Below are 15234 nucleotides of genomic sequence, written 5' to 3' on the forward strand. Positions count from 1 at the left end.
CTTTGTAAAAGGAATGACCGATGGAGCTGTTAAATAAATTTTAATTTTAGGAGGTAATCTATGAAGCACATACTGGATTCAAAATTTTATAGAAGTGGAAATATTCTGTATAATATTATCTATTTAAATTTTTTGATTTGTTTATCTTCTCTTCCTATTATAACCATGGCTTCAGCAGTCAATGCTGGGTATAAGATGAATGTTTTAGATACCAATCTTAAAACAAAAAATTATTTTAAAGAGTTTAAAAAAAACTTATTAAAAAAGATGCTGATCTCTTCTACATCTTTTATCTTAATACTTTTTTTTATCTATCTTACTCTATTTTTTATCGAAAATAATTTTAATATCTTTATTATAGGAGTTACAGTATTTTTTTTAGTGGAGATATTAATCACTTACTTACATCTAATTTATATGGTAAAAGATAAAGAATTTTATGTTATGGATATAGTCAAGGCAGCTTTTATAAAAGGTAATACTAATCCTGTAAAATCTATTCTCTTTATCCTGATAACACTAGGTTTTGTTTTTCTGTCTTTGACCATGCCAATCCTTTGGTTTTTTATCTTTATCCTGCAAATCGAATCATTTAAACTACTATTTCAAGGAGATCAGCTATGAATATATTTATAAATAAAAAAAAATTACAATTTCACCTGCAAAATAACGAGATAAGTTATATAATTGCCCCTCTAAAAAATAATCATATTGGAAACCTCTACTATGGAGCTAAGATTGAACATCAAAATGATTTTTCCCATATGATCCAGGAATCCGACTATGTCTTACCGGATACTCCCAATATATTTGAAGATAACTTTGGATTTACACTAGACACAGTAAAAGCTGAGTATCCAAGCTTTGGTCAAGGGGACTACCGAGAACCAGCTATAGAAATTTTACAAAAAAATGGAAGTACCCTTACAGATTTTAAATATAAAAGTTATAGAGTCATCTCAGGTAAGCCATCTTTAGAATCACTGCCTGCAACTTATGTAGAAGACGGCAAAGAAGCCCTTACCTTAGAACTTACATTAGAAGATAAAGTTATTGAAAGTGAATTAATATTGACCTATACAATCTATCGAGATTTCCCTGTAATCACAAGAAATGTTAAAGTCATAAACAATTCCAGTGAATTTTTAAATATCAAAAGACTTATGAGTATGAGTTTGGACCTTGACAGAGATAACTACTCGATCTTCCACCTTTCTGGAGGATGGAGCAGGGAAAGGCAATTTATAGAAAGAGAAGTAAAACACGGAAAACTATCTATCAACAGCAGCAGGGGAACCAGCAGTGCCAACCATAATCCATTTATAGGGCTCAAAAGAGGCTATGTAGATGAAAAAGTAGGAGAAGTTTTCGGCTTTAACCTGATCTATAGCGGTAATTTCAAAGGGAGTGTAGAAGAGGACCACTATGGTATTACAAGGGTTTCCATGGGAATAAATCCATTTAATTTTAATTGGGAATTAGAATCTCAGAAGGAGTTTCAATCACCGGAAGCTGTAATGGTTTATTCTAACAAAGGTATTTCTCATATGAGTAAGACTTTTAATACCCTTTATAGAACCAGACTGGCAAAGGGAATCTATAGGGATAAAGAAAGACCCATCCTCCTAAATAACTGGGAAGCCACATATTTTGATTTTAACGAAAAGGAAATTTTAAATATTGCTGCAAAAGCTGAGGAATTGGGAATAGAATTATTCGTATTGGATGACGGATGGTTTGGAGCCAGGAATGATGACAGTCAGGGATTGGGAGATTGGACAGTAAACTATAGTAAACTCCCTAGCGGGATTAACGGACTTTCAAAAAAAATTGAGGAAATGGGGTTAAAATTTGGATTATGGTTTGAACCTGAGATGGTCAATAAAAATAGCGACCTTTATCGCTCCCATCCTGATTGGATCTTAGAAGTTCCTAATCGTAAAGGAACTCCAAGCAGAAAACAATTTACCCTGGATTTTTCCAGAGAAGATGTGAGAGATTATATCTATGAAAGTCTTGAAAAAATAATAAAAACATCATCTATCTCCTATATAAAGTGGGATATGAATCGTCCCATGACTGAAATTATGTCCAATAATCTGCCTTATACAAAACAAGGTGAAGTAGCTCATAGATATATCTTAGGATTATACGAGCTCTTAGAAAAAATAACTAAAGAATTCCCTCATATATTATTTGAGTCTTGTGCCAGCGGCGGGAATAGATTTGATGGCGGAATGCTCTACTATATGCCTCAAGGCTGGACTAGTGATAACACCGATGCTGTAGACCGATTAAAAATTCAATATGGAACATCTATGGTATATCCTATTAGTTCCATGGGAGCTCATATTTCAGCAGTTCCCAATCATCAGACAGGACGTATAACAGATATAAATTTTAGAGCCAGTGTAGCTTATTTTGGAAGTTTTGGATATGAACTGGACCTAAATAAAATAACATTAGTGGAGCAGAATTTAGTCAAAAATCAAATAATTTTTATGAAAAATAATAGAAAGCTATTCCAATTTGGAGATTTTTATAGATTGCGTTCTCCATATAAAGGTGAAAATACTTCCTGGATGGTTGTAAGTAAAGATAAAAGAGAAGCTATTGTAGGAGACTATACCAGATTAATCAATGCTAACTACGGCTTTGATCGTTTAAAATTAACAGGCTTAGACCCTGATCTTGAATATAAAGTTGAAAGTGATTCCTCCATTCAAAATAAAAAAGGTAAGGGGGACGAACTTATGAACTCAGGATTAATTTTTGGAAAAACCTTTTTTGGAACATCTCCTTTAAATGAAAGTATTGGAGATTTTAAAAGTCGAATCATAAAAATTACAGCAATATAATAAAAAACCTCCTAAACTTAGAATTATCTAAGTTTAGGAGGTTTTTTTATTTATTTACTAACTTTTTACTCTAACCTCTCTAGGCCTTCCCACTGCCAAGATTATAAAGTTCATCAAGAATGAAAAAATAATTATGAGATTTCCTGATGTTCCTCCCATTAATTTACCGCAGAGAGCCAGACCTCCTCCCAATAAAATTCCTGATATAGCATATTTTTTTTCACACCTATATCCTATAATTCCTGCCAGGCATGGTACTATAAAGGCTCCTGAATAGACCGCCAGAGCAAGGAGCATAGTCGGCAATATAAAGGTAAATTTCAATGCCACCAGTATAGAAAATCCACCAAAAATAAGGATGAATACCCTGGTTAATTTAATGGATTTCTCCTCCCTCAAGTTCCTCATAAAGATCTGGGCAAAAGTAGAGGAAGCAGTAAGCAGGGTCGTATCTGCTGAGGAGATAACTGCCGATAACAGTCCAAAGTAAAGTAAGATTACTATTGGCTGGGGCAATACTCTGTCTGCTAAAAACATCAACACAGATCCCTTTACTATATCTACCCCGTAATTTGAACTCACATAAACTCCTATCCCTGCTAGAATAAAGCCCAATGGAATTAAGATTACAATGGATAATTTTATAGCTTGTTTAGCCGTCTCCTCATCCCTGGCACAAAATATTCTGGAATAGATATCAGGTCCCACTAAAAAAGTAGATGAATAGGTAAGGATCATGATAAAAAGATCTAAATAACCAAATTTTTCATTGATCATTCCCACTCCGCCTATATCTCCTCCACCTTTTAAGATATAGGTAAAACAAAGAATAACTCCAGCTATTATAAATAAAAACTGAATAAAATCTGTTTTTATAATGGATAATTGACCCCCTAAAAACGTATAGGCAATAAATACCAGACCACTTATAATAACTGCAGTAGAATAGTTTATATCCACAAAAATAGAGATTATCTTAGCCGATCCCATTATCTGGGCTGCGACTATACCTATCCATGCAATGGGGATGATAATAGATGACAGAACCTTTACCTCATTTCCATAAAACTCTCCCATTAGTTCCGGTAAATTATAACTTTTATATTTTTTTAACCTGTCTACCAGGGGTAAAAGGCCTAAAAGGCCTAAAGCTGCACAGAGCATAAACCAAGAGCCGGCCCATCCATTGGCATAAGAAAAATTAACACTTCCTATAATCGCTGAACTTCCTAATACTGTGGCCAAAAGACTTCCCGCAATTTCTTTCACACCGGCATCTTTTCCGGCTATAAAATAGTCTTTCGTTCCTCTAATTTTTTTGTAAGAACTATATCCTATAAAGATAACTAAGAAAAAATATAAACTTAAAATCACCTGATTCATTTAACCACTCCTAAAAATTATAATACAGATATTATATCATATTCTTTAAAGTAAAAATCCCTCCTAAAATTAGGAGGGATTTATTTTTTTTATGCTTCTGCTTCTACTTTTTCCTTTTCTACCTTCTCAATTGAAAATCCTGTATATCCATAGATTATAGCTATAATTGGATTGATTAAGTTTAAGAAACAATACGGAACATAAGTCCATGGTGCCAGCCCTAAGGTAGCTATCATATAAGCTCCACATGTGTTCCAAGGAATTAATGGTGATGTCAGTGTTCCTGCATCCTCTAGTGATCTCGAAAGATTTTTAGGGTGTAATCCCTTCTCTGTATATGCATCTTTAAACATTCTTCCTGGTACAACTATTGAAAGATATTGATCTCCTGCTATTGAGTTTACAAAAATCGGTGTCAATATAGTTACTAAGATCAAGTTTCCAGTAGAGTGTGCTACAGATAAAATCTTCATTGCTAAAGTTGCTAACATTTGTGTCTTTTCCATTATTCCACCTAAGATCATAGCACAAAGAATTAGTGAAACAGTCCACATCATAGAGTCTAATCCCCCTCTATTTAATAGGTCGTCTACCATCGGTAATCCCGATTCAGCTGAATAACCATAGTGTAAAGTTGAAAATACTGATCCCAATGACGCTCCTTGGAAGACCATTGCTGCTATTCCACCCAGGATAGCTCCACCGAATAATCCAGGTATTGCAGGAACTTTCATTATTACTGCTCCGATAACAATAATCGGTACTAATAATAATAATGGGCTAATATTAAAGTTTCCACTTAGAGTAGCTAATATTCCATCAATCATCTCTGTATTTAGCGCAGATCCTGTATATTTACTTCCAATAAATCCAAATAAAATTATAGAGATAATGAAACTAGGTACTGTTGTATACAACATATGCTTAATATGCTCAAATAGTGTAGCTCCTGCCATTGCTGGTGCTAAATTTGTTGTATCTGATAATGGTGATAATTTATCCCCCATATATGCTCCGGAAATAATTGCACCGGCTACTATATTTCTAGGTATTCCAAGTCCCTCTCCTACACCAATAAGTGCTATACCTACTGTTGCCGCTGTTGTCCATGATGAACCTGTTGCTACCGATACAATAGCACATATGATAACTGTTGCCGGTAAAAATATTCCAGGTGACAAGATCTTTAATCCATAAAATATCATAGTTGGTACTACACCAGACTGAATCCAAGTTCCTACTACCATTCCAATTATCATAAGAATTATAATTGCACCTAAAGCCATCTTAATAGTTTCAACCATTCCTTCTTCTATCTCTTTCCATGTGTAATTTAAACCAAATATAGCTACTCCAGCTGCAAAAAATGCCGATACTAAGATAGGTATGTGTACGTCAATGTGTGCAATTTGAATTGCATAAAATAAACTACCTATTAAGAATAACAATGGTATCAGTGCATACATAAATGTCGTTTCCTTTTTCATCTTACTCCCCATAATCAATTCCCTCCTGTTTTTTTTTATAAGTAACAAAAAAGAGCTATCGATAACGCTACCAATAACTCCAACAATAAAACTTAAATAAGGTCTATGCTCAAAATCATTTAATAGCACATCACCAATTTTATATGGTGACAGTCTTATGGGTATTCTCCATAATCCCAACACAAAGAATTCTGACTTTTTTCTTCGCATTTCGGCAAATTTACCTTTCATCTCAGGGTCAAAGCTTGTCATAACTAGCCTAAAATTACTTTTTAATATTTGCAACCTCTATCTAAATTTTTCTTTTCTGAGAGTTATTCTATAATAATCTATTAACTTTGTCAAATTTAATCAAATACCTTTTTCACATAGGGTGACGTGGTCAACTGTAAAAGAGATCCATAATCTAGCTTAAATTCCACGATATCTCCTACCTTATATTCCCTTTTTGAATCAGTTACATCCAACACCAAATGATCACTGCTGGCACCTAATATTATTAACTTTTCATCCATTGGTTCTAAATTAGACTGATCTACATCTTGTTTTCCAATAGCCAAAATAGCCCTTTTTCTCTTTCCTCTATCGACAAATACAGGTTTTTCTCCAAAAGCATTGAGTCCGATCTCCCCAACTGGATAAGATTGCTTTTCCTTTAACTCTATTATTTCTACTTCTAATTTTACACTATCATAGAAACAGCCCTCGAGATCTTTTCCATAAGCCGTTTCACGACCAAAGATAAGTGATTCCCCCAGCCTTAAGTTATTTATTTTAGGAGGCATGTTGTTTTTCCACAATAGATCCAAACTGCTGGAATTTCCCCCTGATATAATATTTAGCTTTAAATTATATTTTTCCTCTATTAAATCTGAAACTTTTTCTAATTGCCCTAAATTATCGAAACTAGGAATAATTCCTCCGTAACACGTTAGATTCACACCTATTCCCTCTAATTTAATATTTTTCATAGAATTTATTTGTTCCATATACCTCTCTACATCTTCTGGCAGGATCCCCTCTCGAAGATCTCCTAATTCAAGCATCAGGATGATTCTATGGACTCTATACTGTTTGCCGGCCTCTTCATTCAAAAGAGCTATAGTAGATATTTCACTGTTTAAACTTATATCTACGTGTTTTATCACCTCTTTTATCTGAGATCTCATTGGCAAACGAATCATTATCTTGGGAACATCCAGGTTTTCATATTTTTTTAAATTTTCCACTCTAGAATCTCCTAAATATCTTACTCCTCCCTCTACCAATACCTTAGCTATCTCTATACTCCCTGAAAAAACCTTGGTTACTCCCACTACATCTATTTGGGATTCCTTGCATTTTTTTGTCAAAAATTTTACATTTTCTCCGATCTTACTTAGATCTACTACTACTCTTGGGTATTCAGTCATAAAGTTTCCACCTCCTCTATTTTTAAACTTTTTTTCAACAATCTAACTGCTGATTCTTTATTATATTTTGAAAGGACTCCCAAAGAAGCCATAATATAATCATTATCTATCAATAATTTTGCCTCTGGCGTAGGCAGGAGTTTATCTCCCTTATTACTCATAGCTACTTTTTTTAAGATCTCTATTCTATTAGGTATACGGGTTAACGCTCCCCCAGTCCCTATTATCCACTTAATACTGGTCAGATCTTTTCCCTCAGCCAGAGTTTTTTTAGTTTCACCAAAGAGATGTCTATATCCCCCAGCATGCCGATGAACCGACATAATCACTGCTTTTTCTGTCAAGATCTCTACTATTTTTATCTCCATTTCACTTTTAGGAATAGGAGGGAAATTCAAAAGATGCTCTGTCAATTCATCTTCTTCAACAGATAATTCCTTGGCTAAGTTTTTTTCCCCGACTATCTCAACTATATTTCTCATATTTACGTATACTCCTAGATCCCCCTCTACAGTTCTTTTGGCTACAGGTTCTGGAGAGATTAAAATCCTCGTTATCTCCTCACTGCCGTCAGTTACCGAGTGGATATCCGTAGTTGCTCCTCCCACATCTATAGTGACCAGATCTCCTATAACTTCTTTTAAGATCTTAGAGGATTCCATTACAGCTCCCGGCGTAGGTACTATAGGCCCGCTTACTATATCTCTTACCCTCTCCATCCCTGGAGCATGAATTATATGCTCTTCAAAAACATCTTGAATTACACGTCTTACAGGCTCTACATTTAACCGATCTATTTTTGGATATACATTTTCTACTATTTTTAAAAGTTTTTCTTTCCCATAGTCCTCAAATATTAATTTTATCTCCTCACAATTCTGAATATTTCCTGCATATATTATAGGAGTATCCAAATCAAGTTTAGCTAGAAGTTCTGCATTGTATAGAGCTGTGTCCCGCTCACCATAATCCACTCCTCCAGCAAGTAAAATTATATTCGGTCTTATTTTTTCTATCTCCTTTAGATCTGTTCTTCTCAATTTTCCCGATGTTACCATATGAATGTTTGCTCCTGCTCCTAGTGCCGCTTCCTTTGCTGCTTTAGCTGTCATATCGTACACCAATCCATGAACAGTCATCTTCAAGCCCCCTGCTGCACTACTTGTAGCTAAGAACTCATCATATTCCAACTCTTTAATCCCCAGTTTTTCTTCTAGATCATATGTAGCATCCATAAGACCCAGATTAACATCCCCTTGATCTACCGTGGTAGGAGCTTGTCCCTGCCCTATAAATTTTGGACTTTCTCCATTTAAATTTCCAAAGGCATTAACAACTGTTGTAGTACTTCCTATCTCTGCTACCAAAACATCTATTTTCATATCTCTGCTCCTCTACCCTCTTTCTTTTGTGATATCTTCCTGGAATATCAAATTAAATATATTAAATACTCAACTTTAAATGGGAACCTCAAAGAAAGAAACCCAAGCAGTAATTTTTATATTAAAACTACTGCTGCAGGCCCCCTCCTATGAAGGGTAAAACATTTATTTAGAAAAGTAACTCTATTTTTCCATCATCTCTTTCTTTCTTTTTACCAAGAATGAAGCTACATTTACTCCCCTGTCGTTCTTTGAGAAACCTTCATCCATACCATTTTTTCTAGCTATTTCAGGGGTTACCTGAGTACCGCCAGCACAGATAATTATCTTATCTCTGATACCTTTTTCAATAGCTAATTCATGTAACTTTTTCATATTCTTATAGTGAATATCATCATGGGATATGATTGTAGAAGCTAAAACTACATCTGCATTTAATTCTACTGCTGCATCAATTAGTTTCTCACAAGGTACAGAAGTTCCTAAATATTCAACTTCCATTCCAAATTTTTCTACTCCTCCATGTTTTATATCTATAACTTCACGAAGTCCTACTGAATGTTCATCTTCTCCTACTGTTCCTGCCACTATCTTCATATCATATTTTTCTACTAATTCTCTGATCTCATCATCTGACATAACTTCTGCTTCTGGTGGTATTACTAAACTCTCTAGATCCAGATCAAATTCAACCTTTCCTTTTACCTGGATTCTAGTTCCCTCACTTATATGCATAACTTCAGAATGGATTACCTCTGGATTTGTCAGGTTCATTTTTTTAGCAAATTCAATAGCTGCAAATTCTGCTACCCTTTGACTTGTAGGCAGGAATAACTCTATCTGTACAGTACCGTCAGCCAGCCATTCTACCTCTGGTTTAATCTTTGATGTAGATCTATATTCCTCATTTTCTGCCATCCTTACATTTACGTTGTCTACATCATCTAATTCATCGATATATACAATCTTATCCGGGTCTTCAAATGTGCATCCACCGATTAAATCAGCTGGATTTTCAGCTCCATATTGATCTATATTATTATTCCCAAAATGACCTGTTACAGGTGCCATATAGTCTTCATCTCTTGCGAATACTCTTCCAGCTCCTACTCCGCCATCTTTTTTCCTGCCTATTCCATCACCATTTTTCTCAGGATAATTACCGGAATCTACAAAGAATCCCTTCTCTACAGCTTCAAAATACCCACCTGTTTCCATCATCTCTTCCAGATAAAGTACAGCTCTTTCCTTTAATTCTCTTACCATTTTTGGAAGGTATCCGTCTTTTCTTATCTCTACCATCTCCAGTAACCCATCCAGCCCTACTAAAGTCTGTTTAGCTGTATCACAGGCCTCTATATTATATACATGCCAAGGTACATTTCTACCTTCGTCAGGTGTGATTGTAGATTGAATATCCGCACTTGTCAACCTAGAGATCATCATATTCATTACATGGGTAACTGTAGCTTCTCTAGATGATGAAGTGATATATTTTGTGTTCATCTGAGCTCTCATCTTATACTCTGTAAATAAATCTCTCAGAGCTACTGCATATGGCAGGTCAAATTTCATAGATGGTGCCGGTGCTGCTGTAGGAGGTACTGTAGATAAACATATATTTTCTTTCTTTATACCTGATTTATAAGAAAATATAGAATTAAGTCCATGCTGAACCATAAGTTCCGGCATTACCTTCCATGCATCTCTAGCTGTTGCATTGGCATTATGGGCTCCATCTATTTGAGCCATTTCAGCCCAGCCCATTATTTTTTTTGATTCTGCTGCATCTATAAATGATCTCACCATATTTATATTTCTATAAAGTACATTGTATTGAGGATCTTGATGAGCTCCATTTACTCCCTCTTCTGCAAACATTACTGCTACGTCAGGTCCTGCTACTCCAGATACATATGAATGGTAGTTTATTGGTCTTCCTACCTCTTCTTCTATCAGATCACAAGCTTTTCTCTGTGCTCTTACTTGCTTTCTCGTGATAGGTACTCCTCCAATTCCTTGTGGTGTCCCCTCTATCAAACCATCAAAATGAGATTGTCCAGCTGTTCTGATTACCATAAGATGATCTGCTCCATGCCATGCTGCCATCCTCATCCTTCTGATATCATCTTCAAACCTTCCTGATGCTATCTCTGTTGTGATTACTTCTGCAGGTTGCGGGTCTAAATTATCAAAATATCTAGCTGCCGGGATCCCTATAGAATTTTTTAATGGTTCTGAGCAGTCAGTAAATTCAAATGCTCCCATCTTTAAATTTTCTACTTTCTTTCTCCAAGTCCAGCCTCTTCTCTTGGGTCTGTAGTTTTCAAGGTCATTTAATATTTCTCTTATGTCCATTTTTTCAGTTGGTATTAATTTTTTCATTATTTTTTACCTCCCTTAAAGATTTCCATAAGGGTATCCCAATGGTTCCCCTCTATCATCTCTTCCCCTGCTTGTCGGATAGAAATTTTCTTTTCTTCTGATACCTTATATACTAAGTGACCTACACCCTTGCCCATAAGTCCTCTATCTATTGCTCCGTCTACCAAAGGCTTAGCTTCTATACTTGAAAATCCCATTCTGAGAAGCACGGATCTCTCAATTGATGGTGTAGTATGGGTCTTAGCCAGATCTAACATTGGGTCCACTAATTTTTCTGCTAACTCCCAAAATCTATTTTTTAATTCTTCATCTGTTAAATTATGCAGATGTTTTCTTCTTGTGGAGAAATCATCTTCTCTTTTTAAATATCCTTTCATCTTATCCCCCCTATTGCTATGGTTAAACTTCAAGGATAGCCATTTGGACTACCTCTATTATTATTAGATTTAATCTATCTTTTTTTCTATTAACTGAAGCAGTTCATCTACATATTCAGAAGTTTCTGCTTCCTTTTCATATATTGGATTATATTCCACTATATCTATAGATGTTACAGATGCCGTATCTATCATCTCAGATATGAGGGTCTTCCCCATTTCACGACTAAGTCCTCCTGCAACAGGTGTTCCAACAGCTGTTATCTCTGCAGGATCTATCCCATCCAGATCAAAACTGATATGCAGGTTTCTACCTTTAAAAAACTCTTTTACCTCACCTAAGGCTTTTTCAAACCCCATCTCTGCTATCATCTTCCAGGTATAATTTTTGATTCCCAATTCATCGATTAATTTTTGTTCCTTCTCATCTATATCTCTCGTTCCAAATAAGATTACATTTTCTTTTTTTACCTTAGTTCCATTGTAGAAACAATCTATCAATTTAGAATGTCCATGTCCTACAGATGTAGCTAACGGCATCCCATGTATATGCCCTGTTCCACTTATCTCAGGTGTATTCATGTCTCCATGAGCATCCATCCATAATATACCGATCTCTTTTTCCTTGGCCACCCCGGCTATACTTCCTATGGCTATAGCATGATCTCCTCCCAAACTAATAGGAAAATCTCCATCTTTTATTATCTTATTTACCCTCACAGCCAACTCTTCACAAGTTTTTGCTACTGTATTCAGATATTTAGCTCCTTTTATGGAAAAATCTTCTTCCTGTCTCTCTACCTCTAAAACTTCTATCTTATCTCTATATTTTGGATATTTCTCTATAAAGTTATTTATACTAAATTCTAAACCACACCTATTGGCTCCAAAATTTAATGGTACCCCTATTATTTTTGTTTTCAAAATATTCAGCTCCTTAATTTTTTTATTTATTGTCATTTTGGTCTCAAGAGCAATATAATTGAGTTCTTCAGCAGTAAATTCACTGCTATCAGAATTTTCTTTACCTTCTTTTTTTACATAATTTTTATTTTAATCTTCCTTTTACTTCTTCTAGTGTTAAGTTTGTCTCAAGGGCAATATAGCTTAGTTCTTCATCAGTAAATTGTCTGCTGTCAGATTTTTTGTTAACCATATTTTTTATATACGATCTTCTTATCTTATCCATATCTAAATCGATAGCTTTTATCATATTTGGATGTTCCGGTAATATTATACTCTTCCCAGGTACTTCATCTCTTGGGTCACCAAAATGCAGATCTATTCCATTATCCCTTGCAAAGGATAACTGTGGCTGAATATGCTTCCCTGCACCTGTATACTCTGTTTCCTGTACTACTATTATCTGCTCTTTATCCATCTCCTGGGCTATGGAAAAAGCTGCTGCTAAAGATGTATTCCCTGCCGGTCCCCTTTCGAGCCCTTCTAACTGAGCCAGAGATTCTGTCATATAAAATACTTCTCCCTGAGTTATCGTTACATATCTATCCATATATCTAAGAGGTCTGGCTGCCGATCTGGGTACATCTGATCTGTCTGGATTAGTTGTAAATGGTATCCCAAACCCAGTATGTCCTGTTGTAAATGATTTCTTATTAAAATCGCTGTCCGATGCCATATGCAGTCCCTTTAAATTTACACTTGCTCCTACTACTTTTATACCTTCTGCCCCTGCTTTTATAATTCCACGGGCAGTTCCAGTAAGATTTCCTCCTCCTGCATTGGTACACACCACTACATCAGGTTGTTTACCGGTTTTTTCAACTATCTGCTCTACCAATTCCGATCCCAGTGTCTCTACCCCTGCTATACCAAAGGGAGTATAGAGTGAAGCATTAAAATATCCTGTTTCTTCCAGTAAATTTAGGAATGAATAAAATAATTCAGGTCCTACAGTCAATTGAACTACCTCAGCCCCATATGCCTCACATTTTCTGGCTTTTTCTACAATTTCAGGCTGACCTTTTCCATTACTGTCATAGCACTCCTGCACTATTATACACTTTAACCCCAGCATAGCTGCCTGAGATGCTACTGCGGCTCCATAGTTTCCGGAAGTTGCAGCAATAACTCCTTTATATCCCAGCTTTTTAGCATGATATACTGCTGTGGCAGCACGTCTGGCTTTAAAACTTCCAGATGGATTAGATGCCTCATCTTTTAAGAATATTCTGGCTCCCTTTCCAGCCGGGGCCATTTTTCTGGCTAAATTAGTTAAATTTCTGAGTTCATATATAGGAGTATTTCCTACTCCGGTTTCACCCTGTATTTTTTTTATCTCTTCCAATGAATACCCAGCTTCTCTCATCATTGCTTCATAGTCAAACTCTATCCCTTCCTTCTCAAAGGTATTATAATCTATTCCTACAGCTTTTTTCATTATCTCTGTCTTTCTAGACATCACAGCATTATAACTTTTATCCATTATTTCCCCTCCCCGCAAAAAAGTAGTTCCTTCAGGGTTTTTCCTATCTGTAAAATTTCAGGTACATGGTTTCCATAGTTGTGTTTATGGTTAGGATGGATTTCCACCAATTTTCCGCTAACCTTTCTTCCTACTATCGTTTCTATATCTGCCATCTCTCCTACTGCAGTATCTTCCAATAAAAATCCCTTTATCCACATCTCCAACGGAACCTTTTTAGTATCCTCCGGTATTTGAGGAGCTCTATCTTTTGGCTCCAATACTATGTTGTAGACCATTACCCAGTCACCTTTTTTAGCAATCATAACTCTCCCTCCCATTCGCATTTTACAAGATCAGATTGAAAAACTAACTCCTTTATTCTGGTTTAGTTTTTCAATCTAGGTAAAAATTCTAATTCTTGATCTTAATTTTTAGTTTTCACTAATTAAGTTCTACCTCTATCATATCCCTATAATCTCCTACTATACATCTAGGGATAGGCAGATCAATCATTGTTTTTAATCCAGGTCTGGAGTTTATAATTTGCGGTATCATGTTGATACACATCGCTATAGTTCCTATCCCTCCGTCTATCTCAGGAGTAATCGCCATATTGACATTAGGAGTTCCAGTCAATGTAATATAGTCACCTGTTTCCACTCCTCCTAATTGTGGTTCTATTTGTTGCGGATGAACCATCTCTACTTTCTTCTCACCATCTACGTATCCATCTCCTAGCATAGAGCAACCAGCTACGTATCCTGCATCCACTTTAATATACTGTGTTTCACGAGGAACATTTGTCACTATAGGAGCCATAGAAGTTTTTAACGGCCCGTCTAATTTCCATCCTACTGCATCTGTCATCATATTTACAGATTCTTCAAACCCAACATGTCCTGCCAAAGTTCCCGCCTTATCTTGCTCTATAAACTCTTCCTTACTAAGCCCTACTCCCTGCTCCTCCATAACTGCATGACCAAATGGAGATAAACTATTTATTCTCTCTGATTTTATATGTGTAAGATCTGTCATAGCTCCTGTCAATGTCAATACCAATAGGTCCATCATAAGTCCTGGATTTATCCCTGTTCCCAGTATTGATACACCATTTTCTTTGGCTATTCTATCTAATTCCAAAGCTTCTTTCGGGCTCTGTGCCTTTGGATATGACATCTCTTCTGCTGTAGATATTACATTTATCTTCTTTTCTAAAACTAACTTTAGTCTAGGAAATGCTTTTTTTACAAATGAATCTGTGGCACACAAACACACATCACAAGACTTTTCTTTCAATACCTCATCTATATTTCCATTTATATAAACCGGAGTTCTATCTCCCTTATTTAAACCTAAAACCTCATGCATCTCTTTATCTACTCTGTCTGGATGAAGGTCGCATACACCTACAATCTCTATCCCTTTTTTGTTCAGGAGTGCCTTAGCCATCCCACTTCCCATTGCTCCAAATCCCCATATTGCTACCTTAATGTTTCTCATCTTTTACCCCCTTAGCGCCTGT

General features: G+C 35.7%; 12 protein-coding genes and 1 riboswitch. Of the genes, 2 read left to right on the top strand and 10 right to left on the bottom strand.

What is annotated here, in order from left to right:
- The first annotated feature begins 60 nt into the window (after positions 1-60).
- Both NRK67_16155 and NRK67_16160 read left to right on the top strand, forming a co-directional pair.
- On the top strand, positions 61-624 hold the full coding sequence (locus NRK67_16155) for a hypothetical protein (GenBank protein ID UUV18799.1): 564 nt from the start codon (positions 61-63) through the stop codon (positions 622-624).
- Positions 621-2858, top strand: coding sequence for an alpha-galactosidase (locus NRK67_16160; GenBank protein UUV18800.1), 2238 nt, complete (start codon positions 621-623; stop codon positions 2856-2858). Before NRK67_16155 ends, NRK67_16160 begins: the two co-directional genes overlap by 4 nt.
- 57 nt (positions 2859-2915) lie before the next feature.
- Here the strand turns inward: NRK67_16160 and NRK67_16165 are convergent, their stop codons facing one another.
- The 10 genes from NRK67_16165 to ord form a co-directional block, all read right to left on the bottom strand.
- Positions 2916-4241 (bottom strand): sodium:solute symporter family protein, encoded by a 1326-nt coding sequence (locus NRK67_16165; protein UUV18801.1) that lies wholly within the window; start codon positions 4239-4241, stop codon positions 2916-2918.
- A gap of 89 nt (positions 4242-4330) precedes the next feature.
- Positions 4331-5740, bottom strand: coding sequence for a Na+/H+ antiporter NhaC (gene nhaC, locus NRK67_16170; GenBank protein UUV18802.1), 1410 nt, complete (start codon positions 5738-5740; stop codon positions 4331-4333).
- 103 nt (positions 5741-5843) lie between these two features.
- Positions 5844-6027: riboswitch (Lysine riboswitch) on the bottom strand.
- A 48-nt stretch (positions 6028-6075) separates the two neighbouring features.
- A complete protein-coding gene (gene orr / locus NRK67_16175; GenBank protein ID UUV18803.1) occupies positions 6076-7140 on the bottom strand; it encodes an ornithine racemase Orr in 1065 nt (354 codons plus the stop codon).
- Entirely contained in the window at positions 7137-8522 is a 1386-nt protein-coding gene (locus NRK67_16180; GenBank protein ID UUV18804.1) for a GlmL-related ornithine degradation protein, read from the bottom strand. The genes orr and NRK67_16180 overlap by 4 nt, the downstream gene beginning before the upstream one ends.
- A gap of 183 nt (positions 8523-8705) precedes the next feature.
- Complete coding sequence (gene oraE, locus NRK67_16185; protein ID UUV18805.1) at positions 8706-10907, bottom strand: D-ornithine 4,5-aminomutase subunit OraE; 2202 nt, start codon at positions 10905-10907, stop codon at positions 8706-8708.
- Complete coding sequence (locus NRK67_16190; GenBank protein ID UUV18806.1) at positions 10907-11284, bottom strand: ornithine aminomutase subunit alpha; 378 nt, start codon at positions 11282-11284, stop codon at positions 10907-10909. The genes oraE and NRK67_16190 overlap by 1 nt, the downstream gene beginning before the upstream one ends.
- A 69-nt stretch (positions 11285-11353) precedes the next feature.
- Positions 11354-12208 carry an arginase gene (locus NRK67_16195; protein UUV18807.1) on the bottom strand — a complete coding sequence of 285 codons (855 nt, stop codon included), beginning with the start codon at positions 12206-12208 and terminating at the stop codon, positions 11354-11356.
- Between the two features lie 124 nt (positions 12209-12332).
- On the bottom strand, positions 12333-13730 hold the full coding sequence (ortB, locus tag NRK67_16200; GenBank protein UUV18808.1) for a 2-amino-4-oxopentanoate thiolase subunit OrtB: 1398 nt from the start codon (positions 13728-13730) through the stop codon (positions 12333-12335).
- Positions 13730-14032: a 2-amino-4-oxopentanoate thiolase subunit OrtA gene (ortA, locus tag NRK67_16205; protein UUV19959.1), complete on the bottom strand. Its 303-nt coding sequence runs from the start codon at positions 14030-14032 to the stop codon at positions 13730-13732. The genes ortB and ortA overlap by 1 nt, the downstream gene beginning before the upstream one ends.
- Before the next feature lie 121 nt (positions 14033-14153).
- Positions 14154-15212 carry a 2,4-diaminopentanoate dehydrogenase gene (gene ord, locus NRK67_16210; GenBank protein ID UUV18809.1) on the bottom strand — a complete coding sequence of 353 codons (1059 nt, stop codon included), beginning with the start codon at positions 15210-15212 and terminating at the stop codon, positions 14154-14156.
- Positions 15213-15234: the final 22 nt, after the last annotated feature.

The organism is Fusobacteria bacterium ZRK30 (assembly GCA_024628785.1).
Taxonomy (GTDB): Bacteria; Fusobacteriota; Fusobacteriia; order Fusobacteriales; family Fusobacteriaceae; genus Psychrilyobacter.

Excerpts from the sequence above, each read along its gene's own strand:
- nhaC (UUV18802.1), bottom strand. The coding sequence starts at position 5,740 with ATGGGGAGTAAGATGAAAAAGGAAACGACATTTATGTATGCACTGATA.
- NRK67_16180 (UUV18804.1), bottom strand. The coding sequence starts at position 8,522 with ATGAAAATAGATGTTTTGGTAGCAGAGATAGGAAGTACTACAACAGTT.
- NRK67_16190 (UUV18806.1), bottom strand. The coding sequence starts at position 11,284 with ATGAAAGGATATTTAAAAAGAGAAGATGATTTCTCCACAAGAAGAAAA.
- orr (UUV18803.1), bottom strand. The coding sequence starts at position 7,140 with ATGACTGAATACCCAAGAGTAGTAGTAGATCTAAGTAAGATCGGAGAA.
- ord (UUV18809.1), bottom strand. The coding sequence starts at position 15,212 with ATGAGAAACATTAAGGTAGCAATATGGGGATTTGGAGCAATGGGAAGT.
- oraE (UUV18805.1), bottom strand. The coding sequence starts at position 10,907 with ATGAAAAAATTAATACCAACTGAAAAAATGGACATAAGAGAAATATTA.
- ortB (UUV18808.1), bottom strand. The coding sequence starts at position 13,730 with ATGGATAAAAGTTATAATGCTGTGATGTCTAGAAAGACAGAGATAATG.
- NRK67_16160 (UUV18800.1), top strand. The coding sequence starts at position 621 with ATGAATATATTTATAAATAAAAAAAAATTACAATTTCACCTGCAAAAT.
- NRK67_16155 (UUV18799.1), top strand. The coding sequence starts at position 61 with ATGAAGCACATACTGGATTCAAAATTTTATAGAAGTGGAAATATTCTG.
- NRK67_16165 (UUV18801.1), bottom strand. The coding sequence starts at position 4,241 with ATGAATCAGGTGATTTTAAGTTTATATTTTTTCTTAGTTATCTTTATA.